Below are 17578 nucleotides of genomic sequence, written 5' to 3'. Positions count from 1 at the left end.
CGTGGCAGAACGCCGCCTCCAGGAGGGACGCGAGTGACGCTAGCCGGTCTCGAAGAACAGGTGGAAGGCGGCGTCGCGGGCGAGCAGGAAGCCGACGATCGCCAGCGCCCAGCTCAGCATCGACCCGGAGTGCTTGGCCAGCCAGGCACGCAGCCGTTCGAGCTTCGGCTCGAGCCGGGCTCCGGCCGCCGCGCGCAGCACCATGAAGGCCAGCGCGGGCAGGATCATCACCAGCACGTACGCCGCCAGCACCGGCAGCCACTGTGCCGCCCGCAGTCCGGCGCTCGTCATGATCCCGACCGCGCCGAGGTACGGCAGCATCGTGGCCACCTCGACCGCCCCGGCCGTCAGCCCGAGCAGCACCATCGTGCGCGGCCCGCCCACCTTGGGGGTGAACGTGCGCTCCGGCAGCCCGCGCTTCGCCCGCCGCTTGGGGTCGAAGCGGAAGCTCAGCGCGAACAGCACGACACCGATCGCGAGCTGCACCGCGTAGGCGGCCCGGCTCTGCAGCGCGCCGCCGAACGCGTCCATGGCGGCCCCGGCTCCCAGCATGAGCGCCACCCCGACCAGGAAGTAGAAGCCCGCCACGGTGGCCAGGTAGGTGAGCAGCCGGCCGCCGCGTCCCCGTTCCGTGGTCAGCAGCAGGAAGACGGGGATGCCGAGGGTGCCGAAGCTCGTGCTGTCGATCAGCGCCAGAGCCGCGAGCGTGAGCAGCAGCGCGACGGTCATGAAGCGATGATGCCGACCGAGGCTTCCCGGCCGCCTCCTCCGGCGGGCTGAACCCGGCGTACATCCTTATGCTCATCCCCTCCGGAGGGGGCCCGGAGGAGCTGGCGGTGGCCCGGAGGAACCGGAGGGGGCCAGAGGAACCGGAGGAGGCCCGGAAGGCCGGCGAGGCCCGGAGGAGCCGGAGGTGGCCCGGAGGAGGGCCAGGGGCCGGAGGGGCCGGAGGAGGCGCGGGCGTCAGAGGTTGCGCAGGTAGGCCAAGGAAGGCGCGAAGAAGTACTCGCCGCCCTTCATCGTGACGGTCTGCGCCACCTGCGACTGCGGAACGGACGTCTCCGGCTTGCCCCAGACCTTGGGGAAGCTCACCTCGATGTCACGCTCGCCTTGCCCGATGACCGGGTCGTGGCCGGTCGCCGGCATCTCGAAGTCGGGGTTGTTGGCCCAGGTCTGCTGCATGAACTCGAACTGGCCGAGCAGGCTCGAGTTGAACGCCATGAACAGCAGGCCGACCTCGCCGCTCGGGCGCTCCTCCGGCGGGGAGTCGTCCCACGGGTCGTCGGTGCGCTCGCCGTACGTCTGCCCGCGCCGCGCCATGCCCACCTCGCGCCCGAACGAGCGCGGGTTCGTCTTCCTGACGTGCCCCGAGAACGGGCACTTGGAGCCGTCGTCGGCGTCGAACGTGAAGTCGTTGACGACGGGACCTCCGGCCGGCCTGGGCTTCAGCGTCAGCGGGGTGCCGTCCTTGAAGCGGCCGACGAGCATGGCGCCCGCCCGCTCGCGGTCGGCGCCCTGCAGGCCGAGGCCGTCGGCCAGGTCGCGCTCGATCTCCTTGAACGCCCGCACGTTCTGCTCCAGCTTCCTGAACACCAGGTAGCTGCCGTGGTGGCGGGTGGGGTCGGGCGCGAACGGGTCGGGCACGAGCACGTTGCCCAGCGGGAACGCCGGATCCCAGTGCTTCCTCGGCTCCTTGTCCACCTCGTCGGCGAGGAACAGCGGCTGGCTGCGGCCGTCGACGTAGCCGAAGTGCTCGATGCCGTCGCCCGCCAGGTTGCGCATGCCCTGACCGCGCTCCTCGCCCAGCAGCCTGGCGCTCTCGGGCAGGTCGTCGATGATCTCCTGGCGCAGCCGATCGACCGGGGCGCGCTCGGCGTCGCCGATGAGGATGACGGCGTGGATCTCCCGCTGGTAGGTGCGCTCCCACTCCTCGACGGGCGGATCGTTGACGATGGCGACGCGCCGCTTCATGCCGTCGCGGAAGACCGGGTCGCCGAACCTGCGCACCTCTTCGGCCGAGTGGCCGAGGTCGCGGTAGCCGGCCTTGCTGATGCCGACTCCGACGTACGGGGTGCCGGGCCGGCGGCCGGCCGCGAAATCGCGCACCTCCTCAAGGTGGTGGCGGGCCGACTTCATTTTGGTGGTGGCCAGGCGGCGCAGAAACGCCCGCCCTTCGGCCACGTCGTTGAAACGGACGAACAGCACGGACATGTGCTCGCGTACGTGGGCACGCAGGATGTTCGGCTGCAGATTGTCCAGCATGGCCTTGGTGTCGGCGTCGAGCGAGGCCGAATCCCAGGCGAGAGGTCGTTCATTGTCAAGGTCGACAGGCATGCCGCTGTCCCTTTCCCCGTTCACCCGATCACATGAAATCGGACCCCCTGCGCGTTGAGGGAGGAAAGGGCGGCGGAAATCCCCCGGTATTCAACGCGTCCAACCATGACGACTGTCGACGGCCCGGGAAAGTTTCCGGCTCAACGGGATCGCTGCATTTCCCGATGCGGGCTACGCCGCCGGGCGTATCCGGGCCGCCTCCCTGGGGACGATGGCCGGGCGGCCGCGCGGTGGCAGCGTGGTGGCATGGATGTGCTCCGCCGGCTGCTCGGCCGGCTGTCGGTGCTGTACGTGCTGGTCTTCCTGACGTTCGCGCTGGCGCACGCAGGGGTCGCGATCGGCCCCATCCGCGAGCCGGTGATCGTGCCCGCCGTCATCGTCGAGACGCTGTGCGCCGCCGCCCTCGCCGTAGGCGCGTACGGCGCGCTGGCCGGACGGGCGTGGGCCTGGGACGGCCTCCTCTACGGCCACGCGGCCGCGCTGGGCGGGGTGCTGCTCGGCATCGCGGCCACCACCCTGCGCGGAGGCGGCGGGGACGCGGATGCGCCTAGCGCGTTGCTGCTGACCTATCACGCCACGATGGCGGTCGTGCTGACCGCCGGGCTGGTGGGCGCCTTCTACGTCTCCCGGGCGCGCACGTAGTCACCCTTCCAGGGTGCGCAGGTAGCCGGCTGCCGCTTCGAGGTCGTCCTCGCCGAACACGCGGATGCCCTCGGACTCCAGCAGCGCCGTCGTGACGCCCTGGCCTGGCGTACGCCGCCCGGAAAAACTCCCGTCATAGACGGAGAGCGCACCGCAGGAGGGGCTGCCCTCCTTGAGCACCGCCATCCGGATGCCGTTGGCGCGCGCGACCGCGAGCGCTCCCCGCGCGCCGGCCACGAACGCGGCGGTCACGTCGGCGCCGTCGCTCGTCAGCACGCGTGCCGAGCCCGCGAGGACCGCAGCGCCGCCCAGACCGCCCTCGATCTCGGATGCGGGGCGCGGGACCGGCAGCCCGCCCGCCACCTCGGGGCAGAACGGCACCAGCCGCCCCTCCTCCCGCCACCCGGCGAGCAGGGCGGCCGAGCTGGTCTTGGCGCGGCCGTCGTAACGCACCTTGCGGCCCATCAGGCAGGCGCTGACGAGGATCTTCTCCACGTCTTCGATCCTATGAGCGCGATCGGCACCAGCGAGACCGCGGTCAGGCCCGCCACCACCCAGAACGCGTACGCGAACGGCCGGGCGACGCCCGCCGCGGTGAACGCCTGCAGCGCCATGGTGAGCACGGCGACGCCGAACGGCGCGGCCAGGCGGACGGCGATGGTGCTCAGCGTGGTCGCCGCCGGGATCGCGGAACGCTCCAGCGTCGCGAACGCCGCCGCCATCACCGACGTGGACACCAGCCCGTGCCCGAGCCCGACCAGGAACATCGGCGCGAAACCGCCGCCGAGCAGCGCGAAGGCCACGATGCCCGCCGTCGCCACGACCACGCCCGCCGCGCCGATGCCGCGCCCGCCCTTGCTATCGCCGAACAGCCGCAGGTCCAGCAGCGTGCCCGGCGAGCGCAGGGCTCGTACGACGAACGCCGCCACCAGCGCCAGCCCCGCCGGCAGCACCGGCAGCGCGCCGCCGCCCGGCTCCGACAGCCCGTAGACGACGGCCGCGAGCCCGGGGGAGAGCAGCGCCAGACCGGCCAGGTCGAGCGGCTGCGGGCGGTCGCCGGGCTCGGCGGGCAGCAGCACGAGCGCGGCCAGCCAGACGCGCCGCGCGCCGAACCTGCCCGTCGCCCAGCCGGTGACCGGCACCGTCATGGACAGGGCGAGCAGGTAGGCGGTGACCGTCCACTGGACGGCCGCGTGGCGCCCGCACGATGACGCTGTACTCGTACATCGAGCGCAAAGAGGACCTTCTCGCACTGATGGCCGACGAGATCGCCGCCGAGGCCCACGTCGACGAGCCGCTACCGGACGACTGGCGGGAGGCGCTGCTGCTGCTCGCCCGGCGCGAGCGCGACCTGGTGCGCCGCCATCCCTGGCGGGTCGATCTCATCTCCCAGCGCGTCCCCGTCGGTCCCAACGGGCTGCGGCACGTCGAGCAGAAGCCGGCCGCCATCGACCGGCTGGCGGCGAGCGGGGTGGCGGTCGGCCGGCTGACGGCCTGGCGGATCCTCGCGGCGTTCAACGACTACATGACCGGCTTCGTGATCAGGGAGGCGCAGGAGCGCGGTGCGCCCCGCGAGGAGGGGATCAGCGAGGCCGAGCGGGCCGCGCTCGCCGAGCCGTACATCAGGGAGCTGGTCGCGGGCGGCGAGTTCCCCCGGCTCGGGCCGATGATCGAGGAGGGCGTGCAGGGGGCGGACGACAATTTCGAGCGCGGTCTCGGGTGGGTGCTCGACGGCATCGAGGCGCACCTGCGCGGAGGGCCGGAGGGCCGCTCATGAAGCCGACTGCGGGCCGGTCCTGAAGGCGGGCCCTGAGCCGGTCAACGGCCGATCGCGCAGGGGCCGGTCGTCGGCGGGGGCGACGCCCCCGGGCGATAGCCTTACCCCCGATGAACACCACCGTCTCCACGATCGTCATCTCGGGCTCGCTGCTGCTCATGCTGATGAGCCTGATCAACGCGATCCGCAACCGGCCGATGGGCATGGTGCTGCTGGTCGGCTTCGCACTGCTGGAGGTGGCGGTGCTGGTGCAGGCCGGGTTCGTGATCGCCGGAGTGGTGGGCGGCGCGGGACCCGACGACAAGGCCACGCTGTTCGGCTACGTCGGCGGGGAGGTGCTGATCCCGCCCGCGGCGGTGTTCCTCGCGCTGGCCGAGCGCAGCAGGTGGGGCTCGGCGATCCTGGCCGTGGCCGGGTTCGCGATCGCCGTGATGACGGCCAGGCTGCTGCAGATCTGGCAGGGCGTGGCGTGACCGGCTCGATCAGCACCGGCCCCGGGCGCGCGCTGATCGCGGTCTACGGGCTGTTCGCGCTGGCCGCGGGGTCGCGGGCGGGCGTGCAGATCGCCACCAGGTTCTCCGAGGCGCCGCTGGCGTACTCGCTGTCGGCGTTCGCCGCCGCGGTCTACATCCTGCTCACCGTCGCGCTGTGGCGCGGCGCGCGGCGGCTGGCGCTCGTCTCGCTCGGCATCGAGCTGGCCGGGGTGCTCGTCATCGGCACGCTCAGCCTGGTCGATCAGGCGGCTTTTCCCGACGAGACCGTGTGGTCGGCGTACGGCAAGGGTTACCTGTTCATCCCCCTCGTGCTGCCTCTGGTGGGCCTGTACTGGCTGTGGCGCCGGCGTTAACGCCGTCATCGCCTGGGCAGTGGCAGAGCCCATGAGCATGATCGAGCATTCAGAAGACGTCAAGGTCCCCGTGCGCGTCGCGTACGACCAGTGGACGCAGTTCGAGAGCTTCCCCGAGTTCATGGAGGGCGTGGAGTCGGTCAAGCAGCTCAGCGACACCCGCACGCGGTGGGTGGCCGACATCGCCGGTGTGAGGCGCGAGTTCGAGGCCGAGATCGCCGAGCGGCACCCCGACGAGCGCGTCGCCTGGCGCAGCGTCGATCGCCCCCACCACGCCGGTGTGGTGACCTTCCACCGCATCGACGACAACACGACCAGGGTCACCCTCCAGATGGAGTACGACCCCGAGGGCTTCGTCGAGACGGCGGGCGACTGGCTGCAGCTCGTCCGCATGCGCGTGATCGGCGACCTCAAGCGGTTCAAGACGTTCATCGAGTCGCGCGGCGGAGAGACCGGCGCGTGGCGCGGCGACGAGCCGGGGCCGCACCAGGAGGGCTCCACGTACGGTGGCGGCGGCCGGCCGGTCCCGCCCGGCACGGTCGGCGGCGACGGCAGGGAGCCCGGCGGCACGCTGCCTCCTCCCGGCCCGATTCCCCTGAACGAGCCGCCCGCAGGCCCGCCCCGGCCGGTGCTCTGACCAAAACGGCGTCTATTCCCCGAGGCCGAAAGAGCGGTGTACATCACATTCGGCGCCCCACTCAAAACTCGCATTTAACGGCGGATAACCTTATTAAGTCCGGATTGGCGCAGGTCAGGGCCTGTGCCGTGCGACCCGAGAGCGCGCGGAGCGAGTAACAGGAACCCTCGGAACCCCTCCGAGGGTTCTTCAACGCCCGGAATAAACGGGGATTTTGTCCCTGTTAGGGTTGGCATTCGTCCCATGATTTGATGAGTGGAGGATTGTCTTCAGTCATGAGCGTGCTCGCGCAAGAGTCCCGTGGCGGTAGCGGCAGCGGCAGCAGCACCCGCCTCGCTTGGCTCCTCGTTCTGGGAATCGTTCTGGCCGCACTCAACCTGCGCACCGGGGTCACCAGTGTCGGTCCGCTGCTCGATCAGCTCGCCGCCGGGCTCGGCATGTCCAGCGCCGGCACCGGCCTGTTGACGACCCTGCCCGTGCTGGCCTTCGCCAGCGTAGGCGCCGTGACCCCGTCGCTCGCCAGGCGGATCGGGGAGCATCGGCTGCTGCTGCTCGCCCTCGTCACCCTGGGCGCGGGACTCCTCGTCAGGTCGCTGGTGGACTCCGCACCGGTGTTCCTGGTGAGCAGCGCCGTCGCGCTGTCGGGCGGCGCCGTGGGCAACGTGCTGATCCCGACGCTGGTCAAGCGCCACTTCCCGGCGCGTACCGGGATCATGACCACTGTGTACACCACCGCACTCGCGGTCGGCACCATGCTGGCCGCCGCCGCGACCGTGCCGATCGAGCGCGCGGTGGGTGACTGGCACGTCGCGCTCGGCGTGTGGGCCGCCCTGGCGCTCATCGCCGCCGTTCCGTGGCTCGCGCTGCTGCGCAACGAGCCGGCGCGGGACGCCAACGCCAAGCACGCGGGCATCGGCCGCCTGGCGCGCAGCAAGCTGGCCTGGATGGTCGCGATCTACTTCGGCAGCCAGTCGATGATCGCCTACATCTTGTTCGGCTGGCTCGCGACCATGCTGACCGACAACGGCTTCAGCACCGCCGAGGCGGGGCTGATCCTCGGCCTCTTCACCGCGCTGAACATCCCCGTCTCGATCGGCGTGCCCATGATCGCCTCGCGCTTCGGCGACCAGCGGCCGCCCATCGTCGGGCTCATCGCCTTCTACGTGGTCGGCTTCCTCGGCCTGTGGTTCGCGCCCTCGGCGGCCTGGGTGTGGGTGGTGTTCGTGGGCATCGGGATGGGCTCCTTCCCGCTGGCGCTGATGCTGCTGGCGCTGCGCACCCGTACGCCGGAGAGCACCGCCGCCCTGTCGGCCTTCGGCCAGAGCGCCGGCTACCTGATCGCCGGTGCCGGTCCGCTGCTGGTCGGCGTGCTGCGGGATGTGACCGACGGCTGGACGGTGCCGTTCGTGCTGATATTCGTCGTGCTCACCGTCCAGCTCCTCACCGGCCTGTACGCGGGCCGCAACCGCTATCTGGAGGACGAGCGCCCCGCTGCCACAATGGCCGGGTGAAATCCACGCTCGTCACCTTTCCCAGCGGCCTGACCAGCGGCCGCTCGCAGATCGTCGGTACCGTGCCGGTCGAAGGTGGTCGGCACGGTCTCGTCGTTTCCGAAACCCCCTTCCATCCGCTCGACCACACCTGGCCCGACCAGCCCGCGGACCGGGGCACGATCGGCGGCCTGCCGGTCGTCGACTGCGTGACAGGAGCGCTCCCCGAGGACGGGGAGATCCTGCTCGGCACCGACATCCCCGTACGGCGCGGCGCCGAGGGCTGGGAGTGGCTGGTCGTGCACGTCACCGACTCGCCGCTGCCCGTGGGCACGGAGGTGGAGCTCGAAGTGGACCGCGAGCACCGTACGGGGCTGTCGGCCGGTCACACCGCCTGCCACCTCGCCGCGCTCGCGCTCAACGCCGCGCTGGCCGGCCGGTGGCGCAAGGAGGCCCGGCCGGATTCGCTCGGCCACCCCGACTTCGACCAGGCCGCCATCACCTCGTCCCGCATCGAGCCGTACGGCAGCGTGGACGTCTACCGCCTCGGCAAGTCGCTGCGCAAGAAGGGGTTCTCCGCCGACGACCTCGACCCGTCGGCCGTCGCGGATGAAGTGAACGAGCGGCTGGCCGGATGGGTGGCGGCGGACGCCCCCGTACGCGTGGAGGTGCCGGGGCCCGAGCTGACCGCCCGGCGCACCTGGCACTGCTCGCTGCCCGACGGCGAGGCGTCGATCCCGTGCGGCGGCACCCACGTCACCCGTACGTCGGAGCTCGGCTCCGTCTCGATCGCGCTCACGCTGGACGACGCGGCGCTCACCATGAAGACGACTGTCAGCATGTGTTGACAGCCGGCCCCGTGTCAGCACATGCTGACACCATGGACGTAAGAGAGCTGGCCGAGACGGCCGCCGGCCGCGACCCAGGCGACGGCCTGCGCGCCGTGGCCGCTCTCAGAGCGCTGCTCGAGGAGCTGGAGGCGGCCCACGTCTCCAACGCCCGCGCGCAGGGCTGGTCGTGGGAGCAGATCGCCGACGCGCTGGGCGTACGCCGCCAGACGGCGCACCGTAAGCACGCCCGCAGGACGGGGAAGGCAGGGGGTCGATGATGTTCACCAGGTTCACAGAAGGTGCTCGCCGGGTCGTGGTCGCGGCCGGGATCCATGCGCTCGACGCCGGACGGCCCGCGCTCGACGCCGCGCCGATCCTGCTCGGGCTCGCGGAGGTACAGCCGTTCGCGCTGAAGCACTTCACCGCCGACCCGGCCGACGTGCGCCGGCTCGCCGGGCTGCCCGACCCGCGCGCGCTGCTCGCCACGCTCGGCATCGACCTCGACGAGGTGCACCGCCGCACCCGTGCGGGCGCCGAGGACCCGCGGCGATGGAGCCTGCGCCGCTCGCGCGTGCGCCCGCCGCGCGTGACCCTGTACGGGCCGCTCGGCTCGCTGCCTCTCACCCCGGCGGCCAGGAAGGTCGTGGAGGTGGCCAAGTCGCGGCCGGGCCCCGTCACCGGCGAGCGCCTGCTGTGGGGGCTGCTCGCCGACGGCGGCAACGGCGCGCGCCGGATCCTGCGCGCGGCCGGGGTGGACGTGGCGGCGCTGGTACGCGAGGCCGCCATCCCCGCCCGCCGCGCCGCCTGACCGCCCGCCGCGCCGCCTGACCGCGCGCTCCACCGCCCGGCCGCCCCGGCGTGCCGCCTGATCGAGTGCGGCGGAGTCGGGTCACGCCCTCATAGCGCCGCCCGCATGATGGGCGGCGGGCGGTTAGACGGCGGGGCTGAGGTGGGCGAGTTTGTCGGGGTTGGCCATCACGTAGATCGTCTCGATCCGGCCGTCCACGACGACGAGCGAGAGCACGCCGACGACCCGCCCGCCTGCCGACATCACCAGGGCGGGCGCGCCGTTGATCGCCTGGATGTCGTACGACACCTCCGCCCCGGCCGCCTGGCCGACCGAGGTCATGAACCTGGCGATGTTCGCCGGGGTCTTGATGGACAGCAGGAAACGGCTGACGTTGCCGGACCCGGTGATGACCCGCAGCGCCGCCTTGGCCTTGCCGCCGCCGTCGCTGACCATCGCCACCTGGTCCGACAGCAGCGAGATGAGCCCGTCCAGGTCGCCCTCCATCGCCGCGTCGAAGAAGCGCTCGGTGATGCGCCGCCGCTCGTCCCGGTCGACGTCGTAGCGGGGCCGCCGCTCGCGTACGTGGTCGCGGGCCCTGCGGGCGAGCTGCCTGACGGCGGGCTCGCTGCGCCCGACGATCTCCGCGATCTCCGCGAACGGCAGGTCGAACGCCTCGCGCAGCACGAAGACCGCCCGCTCAAGGGGTGTCAGCGTCTCCAGCACCACCAGCAGCGCCAGCTCGACGGAGTCGGCCAGCTCGGCGTGCTCGGCGGCGTCGGGTCCGGTGCTGATCGGCTCGGGCAGCCACGGGCCCACGTACGACTCCCGCCGCGTCTTCGCCTGCCGCAGCCGGTCGATGGCCAGCCGCGAGGTCACCGTGACGAGGTACGCCTTGGGGTCGGCGATGTCCGCCCGATCGGCGCCGGACCAGCGCAGCCACGCCTCCTGGACGACGTCCTCGGCGTCCGTCACGCTGCCCAGGATGCGATAGGCGACGGACATCAGCAGGCCACGGTGCTCCTCGAAGGTCGGCATGAACCCTAAGACGTATCACGGAACCGCGACGTGACACGAGGGCTCCGAACCTCCGTTATAGTTGTGGATCGCAAGGGGCTATAGCGCAGTTGGTAGCGCGCCTCCATGGCATGGAGGAGGTCTGGGGTTCGAATCCCCATAGCTCCACCCGATCGAAAGCCTCGCCGTCCGGCGAGGCTTTTCGCATCTCCCGGTCGTTCAGCGTGCGGAGAGCTCGTCGAGCACGGCCAGGTAGTGCGGGTTGCGCATGGCGCCGAGCACATTGCCCCACGGGTCGACCACCGACGCCGTCACGAAGCCCGAGCCGTCGCCCTGCTCTCTGATCGCCCGGTGCTCCTTGGCGCCCATGCTCAGCAGCCGCTCCACCGTGGCCTCCAGATCGTCCACGTGCCAGTACGCGATGGCGTCCGCGGGCCGGTCGGTCGTGCCGGGCCCTGCGGCGCAAGGTGGGCGTAGCGGGCGTCGATGATGCCGAACTCGTGCTGGTAGTCGCCCAGGCGGAACTCGACGTATCCGGGCCGGTGGTAGTACGGCTCGATGCCGAGGAACTCGGTGTACCAGGACTGCGCCGCCTCCAGGTCGGCGGCCCAGAACGTCAAAGTGGCGATTCCGCGGAGCGTGTCGGTGGCCACCGCGCGCCGGGATCTGGAGGCGCTGCCGGCGGCGGGCGTCCCCGTCTATCCGCAGGCGGGCCGGGGCGGCGGGTGGCGGTTGCTGGGCGGGGCGCGTACCGACCTGAGCGGATTGTCCTCCTCGGAGGCGCAGGCGCTGTTTCTGCTCGCCGGGCCGGCCGCGCACGCGACGCCCGAGGTGAAGTCCGCGCTGCGCAAGCTGCTGCGGGCGTTGCCGGAGACGTTCAGGGAGGAGGCGGAGGCGGCGGCGAGCGCCGTCGTGGCCGATCCCGCCGCGTGGGGCGCGGTGGGCAAGGAGCCGCCCGGCCTGATCAGGGTGCTGCGGGACGCCACCTGCACGGTCCTCGGCGAGGAGGAGGATGGGCGGGACAGGGTGCGGGTGGCGGCGCCGATGGCCCTGTCGCTCGCCGAGCAGCTCGCCGGGTGGGGCGCGCGGGCCGAGGTGGTGGGGCCCGATGAGGTCGGGGCGGAGCTGGCGCGCATCGGCGCTGAGCTGGTCGCCCGCTACGCCTCCTGAGCGGGGAGGCCAACGCAGGCGCGGAGCCGGTGGCTCACTACACCCCCTGAGCGGGGCGACCGGTGTGGCGCACCTCGCCGGCGTGGCGAGAACCCTCGTGCGGTGAGCAGGGCCTGAACGCGGCGGGAAAGCAGAGGGCCGGAGGTGGAAGCCTCCGGCCCGTTTTCTATGTCAAGCGGCCGGGACGGCCGCCGAGGGTCAGGAGTAGTGGCGCGGGCGGCGCCGGCCGAACGACTTGCCGACGTGGAAGCCGCCGGGCAGGTGCACCGACACGTGGCGGCGGCCGTCGGTCGTGGCCGAGACGTGGAAGCGGCGCCCGCCGAAGCTGCTGCTGATGCCGTGTCGCGAGAGGTCGACCCGGAACGGACCGAGTTTGACCGACTTGCTGTAGTGCCAGCCCATGTGCCTCCTCCGCCGTCATGCGCTCTGCCAGAAGAACGTCCGGCGCGGCGGCCGGGTTCCCGGCCCGACTGGTCGGGCGTTCGCGCGCGCAAGTGGACCTCGGCCCGGCCGGCACCCCGGGTCTACGGTGAGAGCAGGTTCCGGCGAAGGGTCATCGACATGTTCGTGATCGCTCATCTGAGCGACGTCCACATCGGCGCGACTCCCGAGGCCGTCAGCCGTACGGAGGCGGTCATGCGGTATCTGGACGCGCTGCCGGGCGAGCTCGACGCGGTGCTCGTCACCGGCGACATCGCCGACCACGGCCGCGCCGAGGAGTACGAGACCGCCGCCAAGCTGCTCGCCTCCCGCCACGCCGTGCTGATCGGCCCCGGCAACCACGACGTGCGCGCCGAGTTCCGCCGCGTCCTGCTCGGCGATCAGGGGGAACGGAGCACCCGGCCGGTCAACCAGGTGCTGCGCACCCCGAACGCGATCTACGCGATGTGCGACTCCTCGATCCCCGGCCAGGACGCGGGCCGCCTGGACGACGAGACGCTCGGCTGGCTCGGCGGCGTGCTGGCGGGCAGTGGCGGGCTGCCGGTGTTCGTGGCCTTCCACCACCCGCCGGTCCAGCTGCACGGCCCGGCCATCGACGGCATCAGGCTGCACGAGACCGGCCGCCTTGAGGCGCTGCTCGCCGAGCACCCGAACGTGCCCGCCGTGCTGGTGGGGCACGCCCACACGGCCGCCGTCACCACGTTCGCGGGCCGGCCGCTGCTGGTGGGCGGCGGCGTGGTCTCCACGCTGACGTGGCCATGGGAGGGCGGGGTGACCTTCGACGACTGCATCGACTACGCGCTGCCGCCGCTGATCGCCTTCCACGTCTTCGATGAGAACGCGGGCCGGGTGACCACCCACTACCGCGTCGTGCCGTGAGAGCGGCGGCGGGCCTGTGCGGAGGCCCGCCGCCGGGTCTCACCGCTCGCTGAGCTCGATGAACGTCACCGAGTATGCCGGGAAGTCGTAGGTGAAGGCCGAGGAGAAGCCGTTCACCCGCTGCCGCCGCGGCGAGATGCGATCGGGGTCGGAGATCGAGTTGACGTCGGACGGCTCTCCGGTCAGCGACGTCACGGTGGCCGACGGGCGCAGCCGGGCCGTGCCGAGGTCCACGCTCGCGCGTACGGCGCCGTCCTGGGCGTTGACGACCTTGAGCGTGATCGTCTTCCCGTCCCTGGAGACCACCTGGTACAGCGGCTCGACCCGGGAGTCGTCGACGAACTCGTTGATCTTCTCGCCGTCCAGCCAGGTCGTGATCGTGCGCCCGCTGACCTGCACCTTCAGCCGGTAGTCGCGGCCGGTCTCGACGGTGGTCGGCGACGTGGCGATCGACGACTTACCGCCGCCCACGGCCTTCTCGACGGCGGACTGGGTGTTGTTCCAGCCGCCGACGTTCCACCAGTAGAAGTTGCCGCTGTCGCGGACCCCGAACATGAGCAGGAAGCCCTCGGCCCCGGCGGTCTTGCGTGCCGTCACCTCAATCGTGTAGTTCGACCAGTCGGCCGAGCCCGCCGTGGAGCGGGCGTCCTCGACTTGGGCGGTCTGCACGTACGCGCCGTCCTCGACGGCCCAGGTGCCGAGGCCGGGCGACCAGCGGTCCGCGCCCGCCGAGAAGTCGTCATCCAGCAGCACGGTGCCGTCGGCCGCGGTGACCTTGACGTCGTCGTAGCGGACGGCGGTGTTCCACGCGCCCAGCCCGACGGCGCCCTTGATGTCCTCGACCGGCCTGGGCTCGCCCTCGAACCTGCTGGGCACGATCCGGTCACCGACGTTCGTGGAGAACAGCCGCTGCACGTGGTAGCTGGGCGAGCCGTACGCCTCGTCGTTGTCGAACCAGATGAGGTCGGGCGTCCAGTCCACATAGTCCACGTTGGCGAGCAGCGGCGCGTACGACGCGAGCCGGACCACGTCGGAGTTGCGCTCGATGCCCGTCAGGTACGACGCCTCGCTGAGCGCGTTGTAGAAGGTGTTGCCCCGGGAGGCGTACTCGCCCACGAACACCTTCGGCCCCTCGCGGTCGTAGGAGTCGTAGCGGCGGTTGTTGGCGAGGAACCAGTCGGGGTTGTTGTAGTAGTGCTCGTCGACCAGGTCGGCCTTCTGGTCGCGGGCGAACTGCCACATCCGGTCGAACCAGGCGCCCTGCGAGGTCTGCCCGGCGTTCGAGATGATCTTAATTTCCGGATGCTTCACCCTGATGGCATCGGCGAACTTCGGATAGTTGGTGAAGAACTCCTCGTAGATCTCCTCGTTGCCGAGCCCGATGTACTCAAGGCCGAAGGGCTTCGGATGCCCCATCTCGGCCCGCTTCTTGCCCCAGGTGGAGGTGACGGGGCCGTTGGCGAACTCGATCAGGTCGAGCGTGTCCTGCACCCAGCGGGCCAGCTTGGCCTCGTCGGTCAGCGGGCGGTTCTCGCCGCAGCCGTTCACGCCCACCGACAGCACCGGCAGCGGCTTGGCCCCGATGTCCTCGGCGAACTGGAAGTACTCGTAGTAGCCGATGCCGTAGCTCTGGTTGTAGCCCCAGAAGTTGAAGTTGGTGGGCCGCTCCTCGACCGGGCCGATCGTCTCCTTCCACTGGTAGATGCGGCGCCGGTCGCCGGTCTCCGCGTACGGGTCGTAGGTGCCGACGTTCGTCACGCAGCCGCCGGGGAAGCGCAGGAAGCTCGGCTTGAGATCGGCGATCAGCTCGGCCAGGTCGGCGCGCATCCCGTGCCCCTTGAACGTCTTGCGCGGGAACAGCGAGACCATGTCGAGGTCGGTGCGCCCGGCGGGCGCCTGGACGACGAGCCGCCCGGCGTCGGTGGTGGCCGAGGCGGTGAACGACGCGCGGTACTTGGCCCAGCCGCCCGCCTTGACGCGCACAGTGGCCCGGCCCAGCACCTTCGTGCCGTCCTCGACCGTCACCGTGAGCGTGGCGGGCTCGGCCCGCCTGGCCCACAGCGACAGGTCGTAGCGCTCGCCGGCCTTCAGCGGCACGCCGCGGTTGAACCCGGCGTTGCTCACCCCGGCCGTGCCCCCGCCGGTCACGTCGAGCCGCAGGTAGTTGCGGTTGTTGGAGTTGAGCGGCTCTTCGCCGGAGACGGTCAGCGTGGCGGTGGCGCCGCGCTCTGCCTTGCTCCAGGCGGTCAGGCCCGTGTAGCCGGGCTCGTCGATGGAATTGAACTCGAACGAGCGGTTCTGCACCAGCTCGGCGTACAGGCCGCCGTCGGCGGCGTGGTTGATGTCCTCGTAGAAGACGCCGTACAGGTCGGGGCTGACCTTGGTGCCCTTGGCCCGGGTGTCCACGGTGAGCTCGCCCGTGCTGTAGCGCTCGATCCGGAACTTCGCGGCCTCACCGGGCGCCGCCATCACGAGCGCGCCGCCCTTGACGGCGACGGCCTGATCGCCCGAGGCGAGCCTGACCTTGCCGCCGCCCGCGTCGGTGAGCCGGAAGACCGAGCCCTTCCCGCTCAGCCGCAGCTTGGCCGCGGCCTCCAGATACGTGCCGCCGGACTCCTTGAGCTTCACGCCGTCGCCGCTCGGCTCGGCGGTGAAGGCGAGGCTCGTCATGTCCGCCGACGCCGAGGCGCGCACCGTGCCCGAGCGGTCCGCGCTCAGGTACGGCAGCGCCGGAGCCCGCAGCGTGAACGTCCCCTCCGGCACCACCGCCCGGCCGGGAGCCGCCTTGATCGCGAAGTATTCGAAGCCCACCCGCATGGAGGTGCCGTTCTGGGCCGAGAGCCCGAACAGCCCGACCTGCCCGACCGACAGCCGGGCGGTCATCTTCGCCGCCTGCACCCAGGCGGAGCCGTCCCAGTACGAGGAGACGAACTCGTCGCCGGTCCTGGCCAGCTTGAGTATCTCCGCGCTTGAGCCGGGCCTGGCCGCGAACTGCGCGGTGAAGGCCGCCCCGACCTCGGTGGCCGTCTCGATCACCGGGCCGCCCGCGAAGCCCACGTGGGCGAGGCCCGCGCGCACGTAGTTGTCCCAGTCCTGCCAGGCCAGCAGGCCCGCGCTCTGGTAGTCGAGCGCCACGGGGGCGCTGAGCTTGGTCACCACCTCGAAGTCGCCGTCGGGGACGTCCACGAGGAACAGGTTCCTGGCGTTGTTGGTGGCCTGGTGCGTGTCGCCGGTCGAGGTGTCGAGGCGTAACGCGCCGCCGGACAGGCTCCAGCGGGAGTCGTCGGGGGAGAGCACGCTCCAGTCGGGCCCGAGCGTGGTGCCGTCGAACTCGTCCACGATCGCGCCGTCGGGGATCGGATCGGGGGCGGGATCGGCCGGGGCGCGGGCCGGTGCGACCAGGGAGGCGGCCACGAGCAGGGCCGACAGGGCGATGCGCGACATGAGCGGGGGGCTCCTCATGGGTTGTTAGCGTTAACACATAAGTGAGCGTTAACAACTGCGATCGGCGATTAGTTAAGGACGTCCGACCAGGGGCGTCAAGAGGCGGCTGTGTAACCCGACCGTAATCCGGCGAGCCCTTGACGGGAGTGATTGTGAGCGTTCACAGTCGGGGCCAAGCCAGGAAAGGAGCACGGCTGTGAGATCCACCCTGGGGCGCCGCCCGCCGGTCATGGCCGACGTGGCCAAGGAGGCCGGCGTGTCGCATCAGACGGTTTCGCGCGTGCTCAACGGCCATCCGAACGTCCGCAGCGAGACCCGTACGCGGGTGCTCCAGGCCATCGACAAGCTCGGCTACCGCCGCAACCTCGTCGCCCGCGCCCTGGTCACCAAGCACTCGAGGACGCTCGGCGTGGTCAGCTTCGACACCACCCTGTACGGCCCGGCCAGCACCGTCTACGGCATCGAGCAGGCGGCCAGGGCGGCCGGCTACTTCGTCAGCGTCGTCAGCCTCACCTCGATCGACCGGGCCGGCGTCCGCGACGCCCTCGACTACCTGGCCGAGCAGGGCGTGGACGGCGCCGTGGTGGTCGCGCCGCAGCGCTCGGCCGCCGAGGCGCTGGCCGACCTGCCGCCCGGCATGCCCGCCGTCGCGGTCGAGGGAGCGATCGGGGGCGAGGCCGGCGGCGGACAGGCCGGTGACGTCTCGGTCGTCTGCGTCGACCAGGTCGCGGGCGGCAGGCTCGCCACCGAGCACCTGCTGTCGCTCGGCCACGAGACGGTCTGGCACGTCAGCGGCCCCTCCGACTGGCTGGAGGCCGAGGGGCGCCTGGCCGGGTGGCGGGCAGCGCTGGAGGAGGCGGGCCGGGAGGTCCCGCGCCCGCTCGCCGGCGACTGGAGCCCGCGCTCGGGATACGAGGCGGGCCGCAGCCTGGCGCACATGAGGAACGTCACGGCGGTCTTCGTCGCCAACGACCAGATGGCGCTGGGCGTGCTGCGGGCGTTCACCGAGCAGGGGGTGAGAGTGCCCGAGCAGGTGAGCGTGGTCGGCTTCGACGACGTCCCCGAGTCGGCGTACTTCTCGCCGCCGCTCACGACCATCAGGCAGGACTTCGACGCGGTGGGCAGGCACGGCATCGAGGTGCTGATACGGCAGCTCGAAGGCGGCCACGACGGGCGGGAGCGGCTGGTGGTGCCGCCCTCGTTCGTGGCCAGGGCCAGTACGGCCCCCGTGGCCTGAGCCGCCGCGGCAAGGCAGGACGCGCTGCCCCCCGAGCCGGGGTGTT

The 17578-nt window shown here is 71.6% G+C and carries 21 protein-coding genes and 1 tRNA gene; 13 read left to right on the top strand and 9 right to left on the bottom strand.

The window, feature by feature from the left end; all coding sequences use genetic code 11:
* Positions 1-39: 39 nt before the first annotated feature.
* The gene (locus AB0K67_RS30315) at positions 40-729 is read right to left on the bottom strand and encodes a GAP family protein (protein WP_364067135.1); all 690 of its coding nucleotides are present in this window, start codon (positions 727-729) and stop codon (positions 40-42) included.
* Between the two features lie 234 nt (positions 730-963).
* On the bottom strand, positions 964-2334 hold the full coding sequence (locus AB0K67_RS30310) for a Dyp-type peroxidase (protein WP_364067133.1): 1371 nt from the start codon (positions 2332-2334) through the stop codon (positions 964-966).
* Between the two features lie 246 nt (positions 2335-2580).
* Here AB0K67_RS30310 and AB0K67_RS30305 point away from each other — a divergent pair, with 246 nt between their 5' ends.
* Complete coding sequence (locus AB0K67_RS30305; protein WP_364067132.1) at positions 2581-2976, top strand: hypothetical protein; 396 nt, start codon at positions 2581-2583, stop codon at positions 2974-2976.
* Here the strand turns inward: AB0K67_RS30305 and AB0K67_RS30300 are convergent, their stop codons facing one another.
* Positions 2977-3471: a DUF523 domain-containing protein gene (locus AB0K67_RS30300; RefSeq protein ID WP_364067131.1), complete on the bottom strand. Its 495-nt coding sequence runs from the start codon at positions 3469-3471 to the stop codon at positions 2977-2979.
* Positions 3441-4124, bottom strand: a complete 684-nt coding sequence (locus AB0K67_RS30295) for a hypothetical protein (RefSeq protein ID WP_364067130.1) — start codon at positions 4122-4124, stop codon at positions 3441-3443. The genes AB0K67_RS30300 and AB0K67_RS30295 overlap by 31 nt, the downstream gene beginning before the upstream one ends.
* Positions 4125-4183: 59 nt before the next feature.
* Between AB0K67_RS30295 and AB0K67_RS30290 the strand changes: the two genes are divergently transcribed.
* The 8 genes from AB0K67_RS30290 (at position 4184) to AB0K67_RS30255 (ending at position 9365) form a co-directional block, all read left to right on the top strand.
* Positions 4184-4753: a TetR/AcrR family transcriptional regulator C-terminal domain-containing protein gene (locus tag AB0K67_RS30290; protein WP_364067128.1), complete on the top strand. Its 570-nt coding sequence runs from the start codon at positions 4184-4186 to the stop codon at positions 4751-4753.
* Positions 4754-4863: 110 nt separating this feature from the next.
* On the top strand, positions 4864-5226 hold the full coding sequence (locus tag AB0K67_RS30285) for a hypothetical protein (protein ID WP_364067127.1): 363 nt from the start codon (positions 4864-4866) through the stop codon (positions 5224-5226).
* Complete coding sequence (locus AB0K67_RS30280) at positions 5223-5600, top strand: hypothetical protein (protein WP_364067125.1); 378 nt, start codon at positions 5223-5225, stop codon at positions 5598-5600. The genes AB0K67_RS30285 and AB0K67_RS30280 overlap by 4 nt, the downstream gene beginning before the upstream one ends.
* A gap of 31 nt (positions 5601-5631) precedes the next feature.
* A complete protein-coding gene (locus tag AB0K67_RS30275) occupies positions 5632-6237 on the top strand; it encodes an SRPBCC family protein (RefSeq protein WP_364067124.1) in 606 nt (201 codons plus the stop codon).
* A 275-nt stretch (positions 6238-6512) separates the two neighbouring features.
* Positions 6513-7748, top strand: a complete 1236-nt coding sequence (locus AB0K67_RS30270) for an MFS transporter (protein ID WP_364067122.1) — start codon at positions 6513-6515, stop codon at positions 7746-7748.
* A complete protein-coding gene (locus AB0K67_RS30265) occupies positions 7745-8575 on the top strand; it encodes a metal-dependent hydrolase (protein ID WP_364067120.1) in 831 nt (276 codons plus the stop codon). The genes AB0K67_RS30270 and AB0K67_RS30265 overlap by 4 nt, the downstream gene beginning before the upstream one ends.
* Before the next feature lie 32 nt (positions 8576-8607).
* Positions 8608-8835, top strand: a complete 228-nt coding sequence (locus tag AB0K67_RS30260; protein ID WP_364067118.1) for a helix-turn-helix domain-containing protein — start codon at positions 8608-8610, stop codon at positions 8833-8835.
* Complete coding sequence (locus tag AB0K67_RS30255; RefSeq protein ID WP_364067116.1) at positions 8832-9365, top strand: Clp protease N-terminal domain-containing protein; 534 nt, start codon at positions 8832-8834, stop codon at positions 9363-9365. The genes AB0K67_RS30260 and AB0K67_RS30255 overlap by 4 nt, the downstream gene beginning before the upstream one ends.
* A gap of 123 nt (positions 9366-9488) precedes the next feature.
* Here the strand turns inward: AB0K67_RS30255 and AB0K67_RS30250 are convergent, their stop codons facing one another.
* A complete protein-coding gene (locus AB0K67_RS30250; protein WP_364067114.1) occupies positions 9489-10382 on the bottom strand; it encodes an RNA polymerase sigma-70 factor in 894 nt (297 codons plus the stop codon).
* A gap of 74 nt (positions 10383-10456) precedes the next feature.
* Between AB0K67_RS30250 and AB0K67_RS30245 the strand changes: the two genes are divergently transcribed.
* A tRNA-Ala gene (locus AB0K67_RS30245) sits at positions 10457-10529 on the top strand.
* Between the two features lie 51 nt (positions 10530-10580).
* On the opposite strand, the gene AB0K67_RS30240 is transcribed toward AB0K67_RS30245, so the two are convergent.
* A complete protein-coding gene (locus AB0K67_RS30240; protein ID WP_364067112.1) occupies positions 10581-10769 on the bottom strand; it encodes a hypothetical protein in 189 nt (62 codons plus the stop codon).
* Complete coding sequence (locus tag AB0K67_RS30235; protein ID WP_364067110.1) at positions 10733-10981, bottom strand: VOC family protein; 249 nt, start codon at positions 10979-10981, stop codon at positions 10733-10735. The genes AB0K67_RS30240 and AB0K67_RS30235 overlap by 37 nt, the downstream gene beginning before the upstream one ends.
* 1 nt (position 10982) lies before the next feature.
* Between AB0K67_RS30235 and AB0K67_RS30230 the strand changes: the two genes are divergently transcribed.
* Positions 10983-11531, top strand: coding sequence for a WYL domain-containing protein (locus AB0K67_RS30230; protein ID WP_364067108.1), 549 nt, complete (start codon positions 10983-10985; stop codon positions 11529-11531).
* Positions 11532-11729: 198 nt separating this feature from the next.
* Here AB0K67_RS30230 and AB0K67_RS30225 read toward each other — a convergent pair whose 3' ends face one another.
* Positions 11730-11933, bottom strand: a complete 204-nt coding sequence (locus AB0K67_RS30225; RefSeq protein ID WP_364067106.1) for a DUF4236 domain-containing protein — start codon at positions 11931-11933, stop codon at positions 11730-11732.
* A gap of 159 nt (positions 11934-12092) precedes the next feature.
* Here AB0K67_RS30225 and AB0K67_RS30220 point away from each other — a divergent pair, with 159 nt between their 5' ends.
* Positions 12093-12851, top strand: a complete 759-nt coding sequence (locus AB0K67_RS30220; RefSeq protein WP_364067104.1) for a metallophosphoesterase — start codon at positions 12093-12095, stop codon at positions 12849-12851.
* A 39-nt stretch (positions 12852-12890) separates the two neighbouring features.
* On the opposite strand, the gene AB0K67_RS30215 is transcribed toward AB0K67_RS30220, so the two are convergent.
* The gene (locus AB0K67_RS30215; RefSeq protein ID WP_364067102.1) at positions 12891-16295 is read right to left on the bottom strand and encodes an alpha-L-arabinofuranosidase C-terminal domain-containing protein; all 3405 of its coding nucleotides are present in this window, start codon (positions 16293-16295) and stop codon (positions 12891-12893) included.
* A 229-nt stretch (positions 16296-16524) separates the two neighbouring features.
* Here AB0K67_RS30215 and AB0K67_RS30210 point away from each other — a divergent pair, with 229 nt between their 5' ends.
* Complete coding sequence (locus tag AB0K67_RS30210) at positions 16525-17532, top strand: LacI family DNA-binding transcriptional regulator (protein WP_364067206.1); 1008 nt, start codon at positions 16525-16527, stop codon at positions 17530-17532.
* Positions 17533-17578 lie beyond the last annotated feature (46 nt).

Source organism: Nonomuraea sp. NPDC052634, from assembly GCF_040678535.1.
In the GTDB taxonomy this organism is placed as follows: domain Bacteria; phylum Actinomycetota; class Actinomycetes; order Streptosporangiales; family Streptosporangiaceae; genus Nonomuraea; species Nonomuraea fastidiosa.
This window is presented reverse-complemented; position numbering and strand designations above follow the sequence as displayed.